Consider the following 19,585-nt stretch of genomic DNA (forward strand, 5'->3'; position numbering starts at 1 on the left):
GATTTTGCCCAATGCTTCTTCCCTAGGATGAACGGAGGAAAAGCATCGCGGCTGACTGTCGTTCTCCCCACTTATCACTCAAGGCCCAATGCCTTAAAACAAGCAGAGCCCAAAGGTATATGGACCTTTGGGCTCTAGCCTCATGGGCTTCTAGCCTCTAATTCCTTCAATGAATGAGGGATTGTCTGCCTTGGTGATATCTAAATAACAGAATCCTCTTATTTAAGATCTAATGGTAAAAGGTAGTTTTTATTAATTTAGGATGAATGTATGAAATTTTTTGATATTGAAAATAAATATCATTATGTATCAGATGCTGTCAATATGATTCCGAGAACTCGGACTTTTTCGGAACATACTTATGAATCCTGCGTTTTACGTTCAATACTGTTTCAAATAAATCAATGAAAATTTTCTCGCTACCAAAGGAGAATGCGGTGTCTTGGTTGTTCGGTCGAGAAGCTTCAACAACTGATTTGATGATACGAAGACCCTGCAAAGAAAAATCTTACTAATCACGAAAATAGTGTCCCCAATACGGGTACCTTTCTGTTGATTCTCTATCTAGAAGTACTTGGGAAATCTGAGAAAGGAGGGGCACTATTTAAATTGACAAATTATGACCGTTCTTTACAATGGCGCATTGAAAAATTACCACATGAATAATGAGCAATAGCCATTAACCTGAAATAGGGGTTCCATCTATTTTCAATAGGGGGTAAGTATGCCTGATAAACCGGTTCGTGCCATTGATCCCCTCGGTATTATTGCCCTCGCCGACGTCCTTGTAAATCATGGGCCCCTCTACTGTTCATGTGAAGGCAAGCCGGGACCCGGCTGTTCCTGTCAGGACAAACCTCCTGGGTGTTCCTGCGAAGATAAGCCGGGACCTGGCTGTTCCTGTCAATTGAAGCCCGTCAAAACAGATATTCTTGAGGTGGTATCCAATCCAGTTTTTCGTGAAGTTGTGGCAGGAATGGATATCAGGAAACTCCAGAGCATAGAAGATTTCCTGTCTATTGTGGACGAAATCCGTACAAAAATGAATTCGTCCAGGCTTCCGACTCGCTCCACGGAGAAGAAAAAATCCTAATATTTGATTGAAATTGATTCCTCTTACCTTAAAAAGGCGCATGGAAAAAATCATCAGGGGATTATGCGAGACATCGCTGGATCTGAAATTTCCCAAATAGAAAGGGGTAACCATGCCTGATAACCCGGTTCGCGCCGTTGACCCCCTCGGTATTGTGGCTCTAGCCAAGGTCCTCGCCCAATATGGACATAATGAATGTGGGTGTGAACTCAAGCCGGGAGGCGGGTGTTCATGCCAAGACAAGCCAGTATGTCCGTATGATGTTCAGTGTACATGTGAAAGCAAACCCGAACCCGCAGACATCCTTGAAGTGATGTCCAATCCAGTTTTTCGAGAAGTGGTAAAAGGATTGGACCTGAACAGGCTGAAGAGCATAGAGGATTTTGTATCTATTGCAGACGAAATCCGTGCGAAAATGAATGCCAAACGTACGACTCGCGCCCCTAGCAAAAGGAAATCCTAATTTAAAGGAAAGCTCATATGCCAACCACCTTACTCATGCCTGAAAAACGCGGGAAAGATGGCCTTTCTACTTTAGAGAATTTCATTGAAGAGCGAATAGAAGGAGCAGGAGATATCTTTCTTGTTTCATTTCTCAACGGATACTTGTTTTACAGTCCCCTTTCGAATTTCAGCATGATTCTTGACGAATTTGGTGTGTCGACCGTTAGGAAATATTTCCGTCAAGAGGAGTTGTTACCCAATGAGCAAACGCTGATTGACCATCTCAATGAACGCAACGTGTTCAAGATTCCCGAGACCCCACAGCGGACCTTGGTCAAGCCCAGCACACGATGGGCCCCCACCAGCGCGACCTTCTCCAACACTCAGAAGTGCACCTTGCGGTGCACGTATTGTTATGCGGAAGGTGGGAGGTTGGAAGATCTGGATATCCCCTTGCCCGTAGCAAAAGGGGCCATTGATTTAATTGTTCAGAACGCACACGTGCAAAATGTGGATCCGTCCATCAGGTTTTTAGGAGAAGGGGAAGCCACGGCCAGTTGGGGTATATTTCGGGAAATTATTGAATACTACAAAGAACAGTGCAGGGCCAATCATTTCGTACCCTCCATATCGTTGAGCACGAATGGTGTGTTTGCCCAATCACGGCTGGATTACATTGCGGAAAACTGCACCCACCTGACCTTCTCTTTGGATGGTGTCCGGGAAGTGCATAATGAGCATCGGGTCCTGCCGAAAGGCGGGGGTTCCTTCGATCGCATTATTGCCACCATGAAGGGGCTTGAGATGCGTGGGAGGACCTACGATATCCGATCGACGGTGACTGCAGCAGGTAGCGCGACGTTGGCGGAATTTGTTGCGTTTGTCGGGGAGAACCTACAATGCAAAAGTCTTCACTTCGAACCGGTGTTCGATGCCACAACAGTGACAAACCTGAAGGACCAGATTGCACATCTTGATGCGCAGATGTTCGTTGAGAACTTCCGCACCGCAAGACAGGTGGCTGCCGGATTTGGAATCCAACTGCACTATTCAGCCGCTTCTCTGAAGCACCGGGAGACGTTTTGTGGAGCCAGTGATGCGAGCAATTTCCTGGTCACCTCACGTGGAATTGTGACTTCATGTAACGAAGTTCTTCAACCTACCGATCCTCGATCCACGTTGTTCCAATATGGAGCGTGGAATCAGGATGATGGTGAATTCGTTCTGGATCATGAAGCGATTGATCGTTTAGGGAAACTCAATGTTCATGATATGCCGAAGTGCCAGGGGTGCATCGCAAAATATAATTGTGCAGGAGACTGCTATGCCAAGAGTGCCTCCTCGACCGGCGACCCGGCTTCGGCGGGATACACGGAGCGGTGTCATATCACACGGGAATTGCTCAAAGATAATCTGCTCCTTGCGCTCATTTTTACAATGGCTGGTGTTAACACGGGTGGGTCAGTCCAACATGCTTGTCCCATGTAATCCTGTAAACGAGGACAACGCTATCGACCTGGGGTAGAAGGCAACTATCCTCCATGGTGTCATGGAATGGCCAATCAATCCATCGGAGCAAACTCTGAAGAAGAAGTAGTGAAGCCTATTATTCCATGTTGGAAGAATTTTAGGGAATTTCTCCTAAAGTTTTTCGGCTAAACGCGCATAAAGACCGGCATGTCGCCTGGCGCTTTCCTCTTTCGTGTATCGCTTGAGCACCTGTGCCCGAGCCTCTTTCAATTTAACCAATGCTGGGGCCGGGTTAGCGATGATCGCGAGTGCAGCGTCTGCCAACGCGCCAGGATTAGATGGATCGACCAACATACCGTATTCCCCATTTTCAAGAATTTCTGGAAACGCCCCGCTACGACTACCCAATAATGGTACCCCGGCGGCAATCGACTCTAACACGACTAAGCCAAACGCTTCGTTGTAAGAGGGGATCAACAAGAGGTCCAGGTGGGACATCATCTCGCAAATTTGAGTACGGTGCCCCATGAACTCGACGTGGTCCGAGAGTCGGAGGGCTTGAACTTGATTCCTGAGTTCTTTTTCCAAGCTGCCGGCTCCGACGATTTTGAGTCGAGCGCCGGGTACGGCATCGACAATTTTCCTCATGGCTGCGATTGCCACCTGATGGCCTTTTTCATGTTCGAGCCTTCCGACAATGCCGAGGACTGGACGGCCGGGATCCGAGAAAGCCCGAACTTCCGGCAAATCAGGCCGGCCCCCAAGAAAGCGGTTTAGATCGAAAAATTGGTAGATGATTTCGGCACGGCTCCATTCGTAGGGTCGTAACTGTTCCTTCATCAAATGTTTGGCAATGCAAACGTAGGCTGCTGTGCTCGTCGACAGCCAGCGATGCATGGCATGCATAAACGGTCGCAGAAACCATCGGGGTGGGGGTTCATCAAAATTGACCGTCGTGATGACAATAGGAATGCCGGCCAGTTTGGCAGCCAGGCGGCCCCATATATTGCAAAACCCTGATTGGGTCTGAACGATATCCGGTTTGAGCCGTCGGAACGTCTTATAATAGGCATGGATAACTTTGATCATGCCGACAGGGTCTGTGAGATGGGGTTTGCCCAGCCCGAGTTCATGGATTTTGCAACCGGTCGCCTGTACTGCAGCACCAATGACAGAGGTGGTCGGCATCAAGGTGACGATCTCAAAGCTGAAGCGTTCTCGATCGAGTTCTTCGGCCAGCCCCAGCGGAGAATGTTCTCCTCCGGCATCACGGTAAAAACCGAGATAGACATACAAAACCGTTAATTTTTTCATGTTAGTCGAAAAGTCTGGATGGTTCGTTTACATTGCCCAAGTAGGATAAAATAAATGAAGGGTTGTAGTCACACTGTCGCCTGGTGTTTTCATGCAATGGGGGATTGGAATGGATTTGTAGGAATGGAAATGAGGGTGTTTGGTATTTGTATTGAACTCGGTAATATTTATACCGGAATTGACTGTGAGGTCATATGTGCAAAAAAAGTACACGTTCCATGCGAGGCCTCTTCAAGTCGCCTTTGTCCGAGGTGAAGGACTGCTATCTGACGCTCTATCTACAAGTTTGAAAAGTGTGGATCAGCAATAAGAAACCTAAGTAACTGGATTTTGATCAATTCGTTGGCGAAACCAGGATTATGGAAACTTATTACTCTGATCGGAAGCTTCAGCATCAACTGCAGAATGGCCAGAACTGATACCAGTGTCGACACCTGAACCGATGTTCGCATTGGCGTAACTGAGCGCCATACTCCTTGGCTTGCCAATCCACACGATTAGCAATGTGCACGACCTTCGGTTTTCTCTTGTAGCTTCCCCGCGCATAGCCTCCACGACCTTCATGGTAAGCCAGGTACAGGTGCTTGGGATCCCATTTGGAAATACCAAGCTCTCTGCTGCTTTTGTGGTTGTACCAGCCGATGAAGTCCAGGGCGTCCTCCATGGTTGACCGGCTTTGGAAGAACCCATCGGTCTCATCCTCATATTCTTCCCATGTCTCATCTTTAGCCTGGGCATAGCCCTCCGCTGACGATTGGCGTCCGAGAGGAATGAAAAGAAACCAATCCCATGGGGGCATCGCGTCGTGGCGAAACGACGACTCCTGTTTCACGAAAGCCATGAGAATGTGGGGCGGCGTGCCCCACCTGTCCTGAGATTCTTTGGCCGCATCGTACCATTCGGGGTATTGATCGAAAATTGTGCAAAGATTCTCCTGATGTTTAGGGGGCATTGCCGCGCATCCCGCCAACAGTGCGATGGCCATCGCCAGCAGACCAGGGATTCCCTTCGCCTTCATCATGTGGTTGCCCGGAATTCCAATGGATATTGTTACCTTAGAAGGTGCATGTCGAATGCCACAGGGCTTTTCGACGAGTCAGCGGGTGATTCTTCGGTGTTGTTGCAACATTCACAAACGCTGATATCTGTGAGAGATCGTTTGCAAGTGGCATGAAAACTTTCCAGAAATTACACTGCCCGCCTAAATCATCGGTTCAGCGCCCTTCATCTGATTCTTGCGTGAGCAATAAACGCATGGGGCTCCCAGCCCCGAGTATATCAATGGTAACAACATTTTTCCGTAGCTGGATTGAGTGTTTTTTATACCTTCTTTCCGCGCATGTACCCTTATCAATTAATTTTACCCTGGTGATGCTATTTCTTTTGGTGCGAAGTTTTAGAAATCGAGGAGGGAAGGGGAGACAATTGAAAAGGATAAGGAGGATTGGTGGACCGGTTGGCCGAACCAGACGAATTGACAGGAGGGGCTTCGTGTGGCGTTAGGATTAATTTATGGTTGAAAGCCTTGGTTGTGAACCACATTCCCCAAAAATTTAATGGAATGGGTAGAAAATCTTCCTGTAACTGTGCTGTTCAAAATCATCAGCCAGCCATCCATCCATCCATGTTTCTTTATTCAACTGGATCTTTCTCCTCCCTGACAAGGCTGATTGCACCCAGGTTCCAGTAAGCAAGGCCGATTCCGAGATACAGAATGAACATCATGGATTCCATCCAAGAGTACTGCCGGGTACGGACGACATTGCGAAACACCTGCAGCCGTTCCTTATAACTTAACGGTTCTTGCTCCACAATAAGTCGATGGCTTCTTCTGCTACGTCCATAAATGAAAAACTTTTGGTACAGATTCTTTGGGGTTTCAATTTCCAAATGCCGAACTCGAATCTGTGGGCAATACCGAACGACCTCACAAGAATACTTATTGACAGATTGTCGAACAAAGACCGTGTCGCTTCCCCTGGCTCGCTCTACGAAGGGACCCAGCTCGTCAAACAGGTGTTTTTTTACGGCCATATTGTTCGTATGCCCGTAATAGAGTTCTTTTTTCCTGCTATGGAACACGTAATGATGTTTTTCATCCTCGTACGCTGCAAACATCGACAGCACCAGAGAGTCCCCGCCATATTCTCTCTGACCGAGAACAATGCTGAGGTTTGGTTGTTCCATTGCCATCATGATGTTTTGCAACCAATCGTGAGCGGGGACACAATCCGCATCGATAAAGGCCAGGATTTCGCCCTTCGCTTCCTGTAGCCCTCGATTCCTCGCCGCATACGCGCCTTGTTTCGGTTCTGTCAGCAATCGAATGCCGGGATATTGTCTCACCGTTTCAGCAGAGGAATCCGTAGAGTTATTATCGATCAGGATCAGTTCGTAGGCCTCCCGTAGGAAGCTTTGCTGAAGTAATCCTTCGACACATCTCTGGATATACCGTTCGGAATTATAAAAGGGTACGATGACGGAGACCTGGATCATGATTGGACCATGCGCGACAGTCTTTGCAAGGGACATGCCCTTGTCGTTACTCGCATTGTCCCTTCTGTTGACCGCATTTTTGAGACTGGTTCATATGACGAAGCATCAAGGTTACCGTCGTCCGTATGTCATGGTGTTTTTCGACCAAGGCGCGAGCCTGTTGGACCAGGCGATTTCGAAGAGTCTGGTCTTCCCCAAGCTGCATAATTACTGCAGCCAAGGCATGTGGATCATTGGAAGGCACCAATTTACCTGTTTCTCCATCCCGCACGAGCTCTGATATGCCTCCAATGGGGCAACTGATCACGGGGCGTCCGACGGCCATGGCCTCCATAAAAACAGTCGGGATCCCATCCATATTCCCTGTGCCATCTTTACGGCATGGCATGACAATAAGATGACTCTTTGTCATTTGCTCCAACACTTCGTTCTGTGTGATGGGACCGCCAAGTGAAACCTTGTCAAGTAAGCCCAAATCGGAAATTTGCTGCTCCAACATTGGTTTTAACGGGCCATTACCAAATAAGCGCAAATAAAATTTGAGGTTTTTCTCACACAGCACCTTGCAGGCATCAAGGAGCGTATCCAAGCCTTTCTTTTCAACAAAGCTGGCCACGCATAAAAGCTGAAGAACTCCATGGTGAGGAGGAGCAGGTCTCTGAGTAAATAATGTCAATGGGATTCCCACATGAACAAGGTGTATGTGGGGACAATCAGGTGCCATCCGGCGGAGGAGGCGAATCCCATCTTCGCTTATGCCAAACACCTGGGTTGCATGGCGAATCTTCCATCTGAGCGTGTCGTTACGCAGTTGAAGCGAGGTGCAGTAAATATCGTAAGCATGGGCGGTGAATGAGAAAGGAATCTCACTGACACGTCCCGCTATACCGGCGCAGGTGGCTGACCGGGTGGCAAACGGTGCATGGATCCGGTCTACGTTCATCTTTTCCAGGCGCCATGCCGTGGCCAGAGCTTTGGGGGTCCATATGGCATTACTGATATGCGCATAAGGGTTTAGCCCTGCAGCCCAATGAAGGGCAGCAAGAGTTTTCAAGACGCGCCAGGGACGCTTCAGGAGCATCAAAAGGGCTAAGCCTACGACATGGAGGTCAAACGGAGAGTCAGGCAGGACGGCTTCAGGTTTCACATGCTCAGCTTTTCCATAATGAGTAGGAGAGGGCCCGCCTGAATAAAGAGGCGCCAGAATTATTTGATGGCCTGCACGCTGAATCTCTACCATTTCATTGATCGTAAAGGTCGTCACCCATGAGCAGGAATCAATAACGTATGCCAAACGCATCGCAACCCTACCTACCTTCCATTGGCTAATAGAGAAATCCGTTTAAGCTGCCCTGGCGAGAAACTACCAGCGTCTTCCCGGTACCCCAATACTTTACGGTCCATTCCAAACGCAGGCTTCTACTATTATCCAGGAATGGTTTGATATTTCGCATTTTTTCAATTAATGTCTTTAGGCCGTCTCGGTCAGACGAGCGGGAACTGAACCATCGTATTGAAAATTTTGTGACAACTTCAAACCTCTTCTCATTGCATGGTGTAGAAATTCTGCGGTTGAATTTCTGAGGAGTAATCCGTTGGAAAAAGACCAAAAAGTTGTGTTGCTGGGTATTGATGCGGGATCGAGAGATTTATTAAAACGATGGGCGAAAGATGGAACCCTGCCGACCCTGCAAGCCCTCTTCGCAAAAAGTTTGGTGGGAGCCACCACGAGCACCCCAGGGCTTTTTGTCGGTTCGACGTGGCCCACATGGTATACCGGCGTCAACCCGGGTAAGCACGGAATTCATTCCCTACACCAGCTTCAGCCGGGAACGTATGAGCTGCATCCCACGTATGCAGGAGAAAGCGTTAAACGTGAACCTTTTTGGAACCATCTAAGCCGGGCAGGGCGAAGGGTAGCCATCCTTGATATTCCTCTGACTGCCCTGTCGCACAATCTCAACGGGATTCAATTGGTTGAATATGGCGCCCACGATGCACATTCCGGATTTATGACGTGGCCACCCTCGCTGGCTGCTGAGGTGGAACAACGCTTTGGTCCACCGTGCTCTCATCCTATCCAGGGAGACTGTGATGCAAAACGGGATGCGGCTGGAGTTGCGGCCTTTCGGGATACTCTTATCAATGGGGTCGCCAGAAAGACTGCGGTCACGAAACATTTTTTGCAACAAGATAATTGGGATTTGTTTGCCCAGGTTTTCACCGAAAGTCACTGTATTGGTCATCAGTACTGGCATGTACACGATCCTACCCATCAATGGCATGATGCGGATCTTGCCAGGATCGTTGGGGATCCGATCAAGGATGTTTATAAAGCCATCGACACGGCCATTGGAGAAATTCTCAAGGATATTGACGAAGAAACCACGGTGATCGTTTTTGTCAGCCATGGTATGGGGCAGACGAATATTCCATATGGATTCATGGAGAAATTCCTGCTTCAGTTAAAGGTGGCTGTGCCGCCAAGAATACCGGCGAAAAATGTCACAGGCTCTCTTCTTCAACGAAGATCACTCGCCTTCCTGTACCGAATGTGGCAGAAGATCCCATCGAGCGTGCAGAAATTTCTTGCGCCCATAATATATCCTCTTTCTCATAAACTGTCCGCAGACTCTGGCCCACTGGTGGATCGAGCGGCGAGCAAGTGCTTTTCCATTCATGACACGCCTTCCCATGCCGGGATCAGAGTGAATCTGGTTGGCCGGGAACCCGAAGGCAAGGTCCAGCCGGGGCCGGACTATCAACAATTTTGTATGGAGCTCGAAAAGGATTTGTTAGGGATCATCAACGTCAAGACAGGAAAGCCGGTGATCCAGCGAATTATTCGCACAGCCGATCATTATTCCGGTGAGAACCTTGCTCATCTGCCCGACCTCCTGGTGGAATGGTATGAAGAAGATCCAATTCCTGCGGTTTTTTCAGAAAAATTCGGGAAAATCTCGACAAATTTCTGGCATCCCCGTACAGGGCATCACCGAGCGGGGGGCATGTTCCTGGCCTTCGGACCATCTATTCAACCGGGAACTGTCGATCGAACGGTGTCCCTTATGGATTATGCCCCCACGATTGCACAGTTGCTCAATGTCTCCCTTCCTGATGTTGATGGCCAGCCGATTGAGGAACTTCTAATGCCCATTCCCACTCCCCAAGCATCTTTCCGTCGAGACGCCTGAATACAACGCCATAGCGCAAAGAAATGTTCTTCCATCTCGCAGTCTCGATCTCCTGTTTCGGACTTCTTGGGTAGCCAAGGGTACGTTTGTCTGAGTGGCTCGGTCCCAGGTGGTTAACAGGTAGGTTTTTCCCCTTCTGTGCTTGCAGTGACTGTGTAGAATAGTCAAGAATTTCAGCACACGAATTGATAGAAGGGACTTCATGCTTCCCCATTCTGTTCTGATTGATGAGAAAACTATTGAGACGCGGGTTGGCGAATTAGCCAAACTGATCGCAACCGATCTGCCAACTCGACAGCCCATCCTACTTGGATTGCTGACAGGGAGCTTTGTCTTCCTGGCCGATCTCGTGCGGCATCTTTCACACCACGGTATCGAGCCACAAGTCGAATTTTTAAAGGTTTCACACTATGGTGAGACCAATGAGGCCAGCGGGGCAGTCAGCTTTCTGAGGGAGGAACTCCCTCAAATCACCAATGAAGTGGTAGTGGTCGTCGATGATATTTTCGATTCGGGGTTCTCATTGCACGCGGTGCATGAACATCTGAAACAACAGCACCCGGCCTGGGTGCGTTTCTGTACCCTCTTGGATAAGCCAAGCCGCCATCAGGTGGCTCTCAGGGTCGATTACGTTGGATTTGAGATTCCGGATGTCTGGGTAATCGGGTATGGCTTGGACCTAGGAGGTGCAGGTCGGGCTTTACCCTATTTAGCGGCAGTTGAGCGGGAAGGCCGGGAATCCCAATGAAATTGATCTCACCGAGAAAGAAAAGCTCTGAAAAATGAGTCCCGCCCAGTAGGAAAAGATCCAAACGATCAGAACTGAGTTCCTACGACCCAATCCTTTGGAGAAAACCTCCAATAGGGGATATTAAAAATGGGAATGCTACAGCCTTGTGGCATGGTCCTGAATTTCACCAATGAGTTTTTCCTTTTCTGTGTCTGACAGGAAGCTGGCCTTCACGGCATTCTTGGCCAATTGAAGGATATCGGTTGGCTGGAGATTGAGCGCGCGCTGAGCGGCAAGATAATTATCGGTAATGTACCCACCAAAGTAGGCGGGATCATCGGAATGGATCGACACGCATAAACCTCGTTGGAGAAGCAGCTTTAAATTATGCCGATCCAGTGAGGGGAACACTTGGAGTTTCACATTTGAGAGAGGGCAAACCGTGAGAGGAATTTGGGTGTGAACCAGATGCTGAACGAGGGATTCATCCTCAACACAACGAATGCCGTGGTCGATGCGGACGACTTTGAGTAGCTCGAGGGCCTGCCAAATATATTCCGGAGGGCCTTCCTCTCCGGCATGAGCCACGGTTAGCAATCCTTCGGTCCGTGCGCGATCGAAGACGTCCTGAAAAAGCTCGGGGGGACGCTCCTTCTCGGAAGAGTCCAGCCCCACGGCCGATACCCAGTCTCGATAATCCAGCATCATTTCCAGAGTCTGCCTGGCAGAATCGGGAGGGAGATCACGAAGGAAACAGGGGATCAGTTTGGAGGAGATCTGCAACTCGGTGCGAGCCTGTTCGAGTGCGGCGTGAATACCTGAAATGACGGTGTGAAGGGCTATCCCACGGTTCATATGCGCCTGGGGATCAAAAAAGATTTCCACGTGGCGGACATGTTCCTTCACCACGCGTGTAAGGTAGGCCCAGGTCAGATCAAAGAAATCACGTTCCTGTCGTAAAACCTGCGAACCTTCATAGTAAATATTTAAGAAGGACTGCAGATCTTGAAAGTTGTAAGCCCGCTTCAACTCCACACTTGTCGCAAAGGGAAGAGAGAGGCCGTTACGCTTCGCGAGATCGAACATCAACTCGGGTTCGAGGGTCCCTTCAATATGGAGGTGAAGTTCGACTTTGGGAAGATCGACAATCCATTGTTCGAGGTCGTTCTGATTCATGGATCAACCTGTAATTGGGGCGTGGTCCATTCGGGAAAATGATTTTCCCAAATTACCACACATCATTGGAACTCAGAAGGTCTTTTCAGTTAAGGGTTTTGGGAAATTTTCGGATCGGAATGACAGATCCTTGAGCTATTCCATCCTGGCCATGAGATCAGGAATTATTAAAAGAAGGGGTTGTAGATGTGGCAAGACTGGATAGGTTTTTTGACTCTCATTCTAAGTGTTCGACAAAACCTGCTCGGTCATTGTCCTCTGACTTGATTGGAAGTAGCCATTTGACCGTTGTCCCCGGACCCGGGTTGATAGTGGATTTCTCCGCGGTCTAATGCTCCTTGGTAGCCACCGGAATACTGCCATTCCTCTAGAAGGGGACCCCCATATTCCGTCACGTAGGGAGCTTGAGCTTTCCGTTGAATGTAGGTCGGCCCTCCGTAATCATAGTCAAAGGTACTATAGCCATTATACTGGGGGTTGGGAACGTATTCGTACCCTGGCTGCGGCGGATTATAGCCGGGAGGGGCATAGCCCTGCAGGGGAACTATGGGAGATTGTTGCGTTTCGGGGGAGGCCGTGTCTGCCGCTTGTCCAACGTCCCAATCGAGCAACAAGACACAGGTCATTAAGAGAGGAGCTGTACCCGGCAAGGAGAAAGACTGCAAAAATCTTTTCACCACCATGATGTTCCTTAATCAATAAGATTAAAAATTGGTTCCTCCGAAACAAATTGAACATGCGGACTGCTAAAAAAAAATCGCATACTGAGTGAGGTGAAGTCAACGACATAAAAAGACGGGATGCCGGTTGTTGTACCAGTCATTTCCACCCCAAGTCTTGTAGTTCTGTCGGACTCCCAATGTGTGGCCCATCAAACAATAGTTGGTGCCAGGTCTATTGTTGACGAATAACTCATCATTGTGGGTACTTGATATAGCCTACGCTGATGAGAATGTGTTTGGGGCGGTCAAAATTTGCTTTTTATTTCGGGATGTCGGATATATATTAGTGGCAGGGGGTAAATCGATGAAATTTATCATAACGATTACACGAGATGAAGAAGGTGTGTATATTGCCGACTGCCCCGCCATTCCAGGCTGCATGAGTCAGGGCAAAACTGAAGAAGAAGCCCAGGAAAATATTCATGAGGCCATCAATTAGTGCATGGAGGTGCGATCCGAGAAAGGGATGCCGTTGACTGTGACAACGCGCGAGATTGAAGTCACAGTGTAATGCCACCGGTCCCTGTTCTCTGTCCTACTGCAATTGTCAAAACCTTTCAAAGACTGGGCTGGGAAGTCGCCCCTCAACGCGGGAGCCTCATTTTTATGACCAAACCCGGCCATCTCGCAACTCTTTCCATCCCTGACCATTCTGAAGGCGCGCGAGGACCTCAGCATGCGTGGCTCGAACCAAGTGGCCTGCGGCCCTCGGCTCAAGCGTGGATTCCAGTAGATGCCAGGGTAGCTTGTGGGCGCCATTACCTGGCACATTTTTGAGTATTGTGCTATTTTCAAGTCATGAAAATCACTGCTACTGATGCCCTTGAATTGTCAGTTCCGGAACGTATTCAACTGGTTACAGAAATCTGGGACAGCATCGCCGAATGTCCAGAGCAGATCGAACTGACTGATGCCACACGGCAGCTCCTCCGAAAACGGCTGGCTGCCTAGCGGGCGAATCCAGGCGCTGGATCGCCGTGGGAAGGCGTTAAACGCCGCATTTTGAACGGATGAGCGGCAAGCTCATCGTTACCAAGGAGGCGGAGGTAGACATTCTTCACGGCTACCTCTCCTATGAGGAAAAGCAGGACGGTCTTGGCAGGCGATTTTTGGACGAAATTTAACTTGCCTGCGACCGAATTCTACCGAATCCATTTCTGTATCAGGAAGTAGAGCCGCACATCCGAAGGGCGGTCATACACAAGTTTCCCTACCTTTGTTCTACACTTTTGACGAGCAAACCGTACAGGTACTCGCGGTCATCCATGGCTATCAGGACCCGACCTACATCAACCAGCGACTTGGTGCCTAACCACCGCGACGAAGCGACGGCGCATCGGCGGGCCGTGAGACGGCGACAATCTTAGAGTGCTCAAAGTGCGAACCGCTTTACAGCAAGATTCTATGTGGTTGCTAACTCGCGGAAGGATGCTCTTGATTCCCGACCAGAACGAAAATAGGCGCTGGGAGCTCGCTGACCAGGCGACGCTCTATGACGTAACGCATCTGGCGTGCCGTTCGGCGCGCTATATTCCAGCGACAGGGTACAAGACGTGTTCTTCGGCAAACGTGGAGAAGACGACGTTCCCGTTTGCACCAGGCGGGGGAATGCATGTCGTTGAAGTCTGCAAGAAGCAAGACTATGCGGGTCTCTTCGTGAATGCGGTGGCCGTTTCAGCAGACGGCCGGCGACGCCGGCAGTCTTCGCGGGAAAACACTTTAGCCTAGGCTAATGAGAATGCGATTGGGGCCGTCGGTCAGGAGGGGGTAAACCACTGCGCGTGGGATTCGAACCCCACCGGGGCGGTAGGGATTATGGTCGCGTCTAAATTCCATTTCGATTCCATTGATGGTGACGGAATGCACAGAAGCCGGTGCATCGCTGGCAATTGAGAAGATCATGGTGATGGGTTTTTCATCGATGGCAAAGGTGAATTGTAATCCATCCAGTTGCTTAGGCAGGACGGGATCGATGACGACATCGTCATACGACAGTCTCAAGCCCAAAAAATGGCTGACGATTTGATTGATCAAGATACCGGGTCCGCTGGAGTAGATGCGCCAACCTCCTTTCACAGGAACCTGGCCCGCCCGCAATGCATCCCATAGCTGTTCAGCCTCATACCGATCACGCACATCCGCATCCGAGCTACTGAAATAGGTATTGCTCTGCCGTGTGACCGCATTGGATACCTGGTCCTCAATAGTGATCGGTAGAATGTGCAGGATCGCGTCATAGGCTTTTTGTGGTTGTCCGATTTTGCACATCGCTTCGATATAGCGAATGTGGGCATGGACATATTGCAACCCGATCTCACGCCCGAAATGAGCCGACTCTTCAGCCCGGCGGAAAAGCACTCGCACCCCGCCTTGGTAGGACACCGGTTTATTCATGAGGCGAACACCGTCCGGAAAGGTTAGGTGGGAATCAATGAGCCGAAGGTGATCCTGCATTTGCTCAGGAGTAAATAACTCGCCAATCATGGTGCGGGTCATCGGCAGGAGCCGGTAGTGAATCTTCGTGCGCGTATCGCTCGGGTGGATGATGGGTTCTATCCAGCCATCGGGGTGGCGATAGCCGAATCCGCTCACGACCTCATCCGAGAGGAGATGCTGATTGAAATCTGCTTTGATGCGCCAGGCTAACTGGAGTAGCTTTTGTTCATCGGGATGGAGCGCGGCCTGCCTGAAGGCGGTGCCCAATTGTTGAAACACTTGATAGGTTAAGGCGACCGTCCAGGTGCTGACCATATGCTCGCGCATGGCGGATTGAGCAGGTTGAAGGGTATCGTCCCAATCCCCCGCGCCGTAGGCTGATAGCGCCGTACCGGGGATAAAGCGGGATTCGATGGCGTCAATCGTGCGCTGAACATGGCGTAGCAGAGTCGATCTGGTGGAACTGCGAACAAACGTGGGTATCTCGGTATAGGGCAGCTCAATATCCAGGATGCTGAAATCATTGCTGGCTTCGAGATACATCGCCAGCGCTTTTAAGGGCCAAAGGATGATGTCACCATGGCTCTCCGGATGCTGGATGTTGGCGAACCGGTCAAACATAAACCACTGTGGCCAATCAGCCGTCTTCTCATATTGCTGGGCAAAGACCGTTAACAGGATGTGCTTCGCTTCAGGATGGTGTTGGGTGGCCAACAGGAGTTCGAGCGGGCCTTGGCAGACATCGCGGACACCCCATGCGGCACCGGAAAATTGTTCGAGACCATGGGGAATCGTGAGGTGCACCATGGCATTGTGGAGGTACCAGTAAAAAATGTCATTGAGTTTGTCGCACAGCGGATTCGTCTTAGGGAGTGAGAGGTGAAATTGTCTGCCTAGTGATTGCCAAAATGACCAGCCGGCCTGTTGGTCCTGCTGCAGATGAGCCGGCTGTGCTTGATATATCTTACATAATGTCTTTGCCTGCTCGGCGTTAATGATGGAACCTGTGAACGCCAACGAAAACGTCTGCACCGGTTTGGTACGAAATGTGAGATAGGGGAGTCCACGGGACTGGTGATCGGGAAATAATTCTTCATCTGTTCCCATGTGTTCGATCTTGGCTGGTTCCGGCGTGGTGATGTAGAAAACGGTATCCGGATATCGTTGAGCCATATCTGTACTGGCATGTGGCCGCAAGCTGGCGGTGGCGGTTTGGGCGTCGATATCGATATGGCCTTGATGATCCAGTTCATGGTTGCCTAAAACCAGATTGCCGAGGATGACAAAAGTCTCGGCCTGATCGGACCCGATACTCACAAACGCGGCGGCGTCTTCTGGGCTGACCCAGGCATCGACCACAATCCATCCCTGATCGGTTTTGTAACGCCATCGGCAGGAGTGTAAGCCGATTTCATAACACGAGGGCATCCCGAGAAGATGAAAAGTGGCGCCTCGCTTGATCAAAATGCGCAGACCGCTCGTTTTGAAGATGTTGAAGGGAGTTCTCGTAATAGACAACAGTTTGTTAAACGACGTGTTGCCAATGGTGAGATGGGAGTGAAAGATACCGGCCATGTGCGTGGTGGAACTCAGCCCATCGTCCTGCGGAAGCATGGCGCTCCCGCTGCGTAAGATATGGCCGTGTTGGCGTTCGACGAGCTGCTCCTTGGCTTGTAACACCACATGAGTGGCATCCGCATAGAAAAACGACAACAACCTTCCGTCTTGGACTTCCTCATGGCGTCGTCGATCCGGGTATAGGGCTTGGACCTCGTCGTCGGTTACATCCTGTCCGGTCACCATTGTCAGATTGTGCAAGATCGTGTCGGCGGCTGGTTGTGGCGTGAACGCGCGATGGGGTGATTGAGCTTGTAATCGTTCGATGCGGGTTATCGCGAGAGGAATACGGCCGGCATCACTGGCCTGGGTGGGATCCGGATGGTGGGGGACATATTCTGCGTAAAATGTGACCGATCGGGATTCGCCGGGAGCAATCCGGAGGATATCGGATTGCAGACCGCAGAAGGCCATTTCGTATTGCTCTTTGACGCTCACAAGGCAATCCTGGGTGAGTCCAACCGGGATATTGGTGTGTTTATACGCCAATCCATAAAAGGCCAGACCATCGGTCACGAAGCCTCTGGTATGAGTGGTACTCCCCTGCATCAACCAGGGATGGTGATCTCCGCAGGCCTGATTCTGGCGTGAACACACGACGGGTCCGTATTGGTGGTGGGTCAGAACATGATGATCAATGTAGTGGCTGCAATAGGCTTCATTGTTCCGGACCGCCCCTTCGTGGGCCAGGCCGATATCCTGGGTATAGATCACATCGCAAAGACGATCCGTCGAGGCGGTATTGTGAATATCAATGGTCCAAAACCAGAGAGTGGCCTCCGGGTGGAGCGTCAGTGAACACGTATAAGTCAGATCCTGCCAGTGCCCTTGCCATTTGGCCTGGTGTTGGGAGTACGCGAAGGTACCGGGTGATGAGGGTCCGGTCAGCGGGACAAACGTGATCGAATCAGCTGTGCGGAGGCGTACATAGATATTGTTCAATGATCCTTCAAGCGGGTTGCCCAGTATCTGATTAATCATCACATCATCACACATCGCGCGGAATAACCCGCTGTTCCGAAAAAATTCAAAGACCAGGCCGCTTGAGTTGGCTAACTCAAGCGTTTCAAGCTCATACCGTGATCGAAATGTCGACATAGTGTCTCCCGATGGTTCTGACGCAAACAGGCGTTCGAGACGAAAAGGATCGCACTGACTCTGATGACTGCGTAGAATAATTCAGAAGTGGCTAACTTGTCTCCCGCAATATCTTCATTTGTCCTTCCTTATATCATCGCCAGCACTTTCAAGCCCGTTACCGTCCGATGTCGCCAAGGTCCCAAGTTCTATGTTCGAGAACTTCTGAATACACAGAAAGCCCAAGAGAAGGAAGGGCGCAACTTCATCTCCACATTACATCCCTTATGCTGCTCTGGGGGAAGGATCTGCACAGCTCTACTAAAGGGCATGGACTGAAAGCATTGTTGTGGCTATTATTATAGCCACAACAATGGAGAGGGAAGTGTGAAGATAGCCAGTGTGAAGGAAGTGAAAGATAACTTTTCACAGTTTTTGAAGGAAGCTGTGCACGAGGATGTCGTGATCACCAAAAATGGGCGACCTACTGCCATTCTCCACCATCTTGGAGATGATAAACTGGAGGATTATCTTCTGGAACATGATCCCAAATTCAAGCAAAAAATCGAAAAACGCTGGAAAGACTATCTCAAGAACAACGGTAGTGTCTCTATGGCGACATTGCGTAAGGAATTGGCCGGCTGACCATTGAGGCTTAATGGTGGTTATGTTCACATCTTTCATAGATTACAAATCAATGTAATCCTCAACCTAATGAACGCTTTTTTTTAGGCTTATGAGGATCACCACCAGTAACAAGAAAAGATCTCCATGTAATCAATCCAGCTCGTGTCATCTCAGACCTGATCCGATCCTCGGTTTCAAAATGTTTTGTCTGATAGATAATTGAATAAAAGCGAGTCCAATCAAATGAACCTGAATAACCACTTGCATCCTCAAAAATACCACTAAGACTTTTTTTAACCTCCTCCTCAGTGCCCGCATATTTAAATTCAATTGCGGCCTTTAGATTTCTAATTCCACCATCTGGTTTAAAGTCTTTAATAATTCCAGGTATTGTGATTGGGTGTTTGTATTCCGTAAAAAAAGCCTGTAAATAGTCATGCATTACCCTCTGTATATCCATTTCCCCAGTTGGGTTAACTCCCCTCCTAAAGACAAGCACTGGCGTATTACGAAGTATCGCTTCTAACTTGGAAAGCTCATATGAATCCGAGTTATTAATGGCTTCACCCGATAAAACTCGAAGATTTCTAATCATTCCAGATATACAGTCAAAGGCTTCACACTCTAAGGAATCATACATAAAGGGGATTATGATTTGTAGCACCGATCCCACCTTTACTTTGTTTTAACTTCCGCCACTTTTCAAGAAGGCAACTCCGAGTTTCAGTAAGATTTGCGGCTTCAAGTGTAACCAATATCAATTCATAGGCACTTTTCAGATATGCAGTCAAAGCATCTTCTGGATCGGCGAAACATCTCCCCGAAGGTCGGAGACCCGTATCTTCTCCTTCTATTTGACTTAGCGCTGCGCGCGCACTTTCTAAATCGCTTTCGAGGTCAGCAAGCGCAGTTTGAATGGCAGACTTCTTCATCAAAATATCCAATTTTATTTATAGTTTGGGCTATCCTTCATGCTTCCTAATTCACTGCGCTATCCAGTTTTTCAGTAACTGTAAAATATTTACGAGACATCGTTTTGAATGTCCCGCCTGATATTGCAGAAATTCAATAATAATTTATCAGCAATTCTTATAGATTATGATTTGAGGAAGAAATATCTCCGGCTTATGATTTCTGGCCTACTTTTTATCAACGACAATGGCTAATTCTTCCAATTTTTCCTAAAAAT

At 49.2% G+C, this 19,585-nt stretch carries 16 protein-coding genes and 1 pseudogene; 8 read left to right on the top strand and 9 right to left on the bottom strand.

Annotated features, from left to right (window positions below):
- Positions 1-724: 724 nt before the first annotated feature.
- Positions 725-1,093 carry a hypothetical protein gene (locus tag PJI16_05620; protein ID MDT3777037.1) on the top strand — a complete coding sequence of 123 codons (369 nt, stop codon included), beginning with the start codon at positions 725-727 and terminating at the stop codon, positions 1,091-1,093.
- A gap of 480 nt (positions 1,094-1,573) precedes the next feature.
- On the top strand, positions 1,574-3,025 hold the full coding sequence (locus tag PJI16_05625) for an SPASM domain-containing protein (protein ID MDT3777038.1): 1,452 nt from the start codon (positions 1,574-1,576) through the stop codon (positions 3,023-3,025).
- Between the two features lie 153 nt (positions 3,026-3,178).
- Here PJI16_05625 and PJI16_05630 read toward each other — a convergent pair whose 3' ends face one another.
- The 4 genes from PJI16_05630 to PJI16_05645 form a co-directional block, all read right to left on the bottom strand.
- Positions 3,179-4,321 carry a glycosyltransferase family 4 protein gene (locus PJI16_05630; GenBank protein MDT3777039.1) on the bottom strand — a complete coding sequence of 381 codons (1,143 nt, stop codon included), beginning with the start codon at positions 4,319-4,321 and terminating at the stop codon, positions 3,179-3,181.
- Positions 4,322-4,715: 394 nt separating this feature from the next.
- Positions 4,716-5,342, bottom strand: a complete 627-nt coding sequence (locus tag PJI16_05635) for a hypothetical protein (protein MDT3777040.1) — start codon at positions 5,340-5,342, stop codon at positions 4,716-4,718.
- A 611-nt stretch (positions 5,343-5,953) separates the two neighbouring features.
- A complete protein-coding gene (locus PJI16_05640; protein MDT3777041.1) occupies positions 5,954-6,853 on the bottom strand; it encodes a glycosyltransferase in 900 nt (299 codons plus the stop codon).
- Between the two features lie 10 nt (positions 6,854-6,863).
- Entirely contained in the window at positions 6,864-8,117 is a 1,254-nt protein-coding gene (locus PJI16_05645) for a glycosyltransferase (GenBank protein MDT3777042.1), read from the bottom strand.
- Between the two features lie 295 nt (positions 8,118-8,412).
- On the opposite strand from PJI16_05645, the gene PJI16_05650 reads away from it, so the two are divergent.
- Positions 8,413-10,011, top strand: coding sequence for an alkaline phosphatase family protein (locus PJI16_05650; GenBank protein ID MDT3777043.1), 1,599 nt, complete (start codon positions 8,413-8,415; stop codon positions 10,009-10,011).
- Positions 10,012-10,213: 202 nt separating this feature from the next.
- Positions 10,214-10,759, top strand: coding sequence for a hypoxanthine phosphoribosyltransferase (gene hpt / locus PJI16_05655; GenBank protein MDT3777044.1), 546 nt, complete (start codon positions 10,214-10,216; stop codon positions 10,757-10,759).
- A gap of 138 nt (positions 10,760-10,897) precedes the next feature.
- Here the strand turns inward: hpt and PJI16_05660 are convergent, their stop codons facing one another.
- Positions 10,898-11,917: an adenosine deaminase gene (locus PJI16_05660; GenBank protein MDT3777045.1), complete on the bottom strand. Its 1,020-nt coding sequence runs from the start codon at positions 11,915-11,917 to the stop codon at positions 10,898-10,900.
- 248 nt (positions 11,918-12,165) lie between these two features.
- Positions 12,166-12,600: a hypothetical protein gene (locus PJI16_05665; GenBank protein ID MDT3777046.1), complete on the bottom strand. Its 435-nt coding sequence runs from the start codon at positions 12,598-12,600 to the stop codon at positions 12,166-12,168.
- A gap of 343 nt (positions 12,601-12,943) precedes the next feature.
- On the opposite strand from PJI16_05665, the pseudogene PJI16_05670 reads away from it, so the two are divergent.
- From PJI16_05670 to PJI16_05680, 3 genes and pseudogenes are all read left to right on the top strand, one after another.
- Positions 12,944-13,150 (top strand): annotated as a pseudogene (locus PJI16_05670) (type II toxin-antitoxin system HicB family antitoxin).
- Positions 13,150-13,416 carry a type II toxin-antitoxin system HicA family toxin gene (locus PJI16_05675; GenBank protein MDT3777047.1) on the top strand — a complete coding sequence of 89 codons (267 nt, stop codon included), beginning with the start codon at positions 13,150-13,152 and terminating at the stop codon, positions 13,414-13,416. Before PJI16_05670 ends, PJI16_05675 begins: the two are co-directional and overlap by 1 nt.
- Positions 13,417-13,437: 21 nt before the next feature.
- On the top strand, positions 13,438-13,590 hold the full coding sequence (locus tag PJI16_05680; protein ID MDT3777048.1) for an addiction module protein: 153 nt from the start codon (positions 13,438-13,440) through the stop codon (positions 13,588-13,590).
- 768 nt (positions 13,591-14,358) lie between these two features.
- On the opposite strand, the gene PJI16_05685 is transcribed toward PJI16_05680, so the two are convergent.
- Complete coding sequence (locus tag PJI16_05685; protein MDT3777049.1) at positions 14,359-17,790, bottom strand: amylo-alpha-1,6-glucosidase; 3,432 nt, start codon at positions 17,788-17,790, stop codon at positions 14,359-14,361.
- A 366-nt stretch (positions 17,791-18,156) separates the two neighbouring features.
- Between PJI16_05685 and PJI16_05690 the strand changes: the two genes are divergently transcribed.
- Positions 18,157-18,414, top strand: a complete 258-nt coding sequence (locus PJI16_05690; protein ID MDT3777050.1) for a type II toxin-antitoxin system Phd/YefM family antitoxin — start codon at positions 18,157-18,159, stop codon at positions 18,412-18,414.
- 61 nt (positions 18,415-18,475) lie between these two features.
- Here the strand turns inward: PJI16_05690 and PJI16_05695 are convergent, their stop codons facing one another.
- Complete coding sequence (locus tag PJI16_05695) at positions 18,476-19,060, bottom strand: hypothetical protein (GenBank protein ID MDT3777051.1); 585 nt, start codon at positions 19,058-19,060, stop codon at positions 18,476-18,478.
- Positions 19,029-19,328, bottom strand: coding sequence for a hypothetical protein (locus PJI16_05700; GenBank protein MDT3777052.1), 300 nt, complete (start codon positions 19,326-19,328; stop codon positions 19,029-19,031). Before PJI16_05700 ends, PJI16_05695 begins: the two co-directional genes overlap by 32 nt.
- Positions 19,329-19,585 lie beyond the last annotated feature (257 nt).

It is taken from the genome of Nitrospira sp. MA-1, from assembly GCA_032139905.1.
GTDB lineage: Bacteria > Nitrospirota > Nitrospiria > Nitrospirales > UBA8639 > Nitrospira_E.

Excerpts from the sequence above, each read along its gene's own strand:
- PJI16_05620 (MDT3777037.1), top strand. The coding sequence starts at position 725 with ATGCCTGATAAACCGGTTCGTGCCATTGATCCCCTCGGTATTATTGCC.
- PJI16_05625 (MDT3777038.1), top strand. The coding sequence starts at position 1,574 with ATGCCAACCACCTTACTCATGCCTGAAAAACGCGGGAAAGATGGCCTT.
- PJI16_05630 (MDT3777039.1), bottom strand. The coding sequence starts at position 4,321 with ATGAAAAAATTAACGGTTTTGTATGTCTATCTCGGTTTTTACCGTGAT.
- PJI16_05635 (MDT3777040.1), bottom strand. The coding sequence starts at position 5,342 with ATGATGAAGGCGAAGGGAATCCCTGGTCTGCTGGCGATGGCCATCGCA.
- PJI16_05640 (MDT3777041.1), bottom strand. The coding sequence starts at position 6,853 with ATGTCCCTTGCAAAGACTGTCGCGCATGGTCCAATCATGATCCAGGTC.
- PJI16_05645 (MDT3777042.1), bottom strand. The coding sequence starts at position 8,117 with ATGCGTTTGGCATACGTTATTGATTCCTGCTCATGGGTGACGACCTTT.
- hpt (MDT3777044.1), top strand. The coding sequence starts at position 10,214 with ATGCTTCCCCATTCTGTTCTGATTGATGAGAAAACTATTGAGACGCGG.
- PJI16_05660 (MDT3777045.1), bottom strand. The coding sequence starts at position 11,917 with ATGAATCAGAACGACCTCGAACAATGGATTGTCGATCTTCCCAAAGTC.
- PJI16_05665 (MDT3777046.1), bottom strand. The coding sequence starts at position 12,600 with ATGGTGGTGAAAAGATTTTTGCAGTCTTTCTCCTTGCCGGGTACAGCT.
- PJI16_05675 (MDT3777047.1), top strand. The coding sequence starts at position 13,150 with ATGCCACCGGTCCCTGTTCTCTGTCCTACTGCAATTGTCAAAACCTTT.
- PJI16_05680 (MDT3777048.1), top strand. The coding sequence starts at position 13,438 with ATGAAAATCACTGCTACTGATGCCCTTGAATTGTCAGTTCCGGAACGT.
- PJI16_05685 (MDT3777049.1), bottom strand. The coding sequence starts at position 17,790 with ATGTCGACATTTCGATCACGGTATGAGCTTGAAACGCTTGAGTTAGCC.
- PJI16_05700 (MDT3777052.1), bottom strand. The coding sequence starts at position 19,328 with ATGAAGAAGTCTGCCATTCAAACTGCGCTTGCTGACCTCGAAAGCGAT.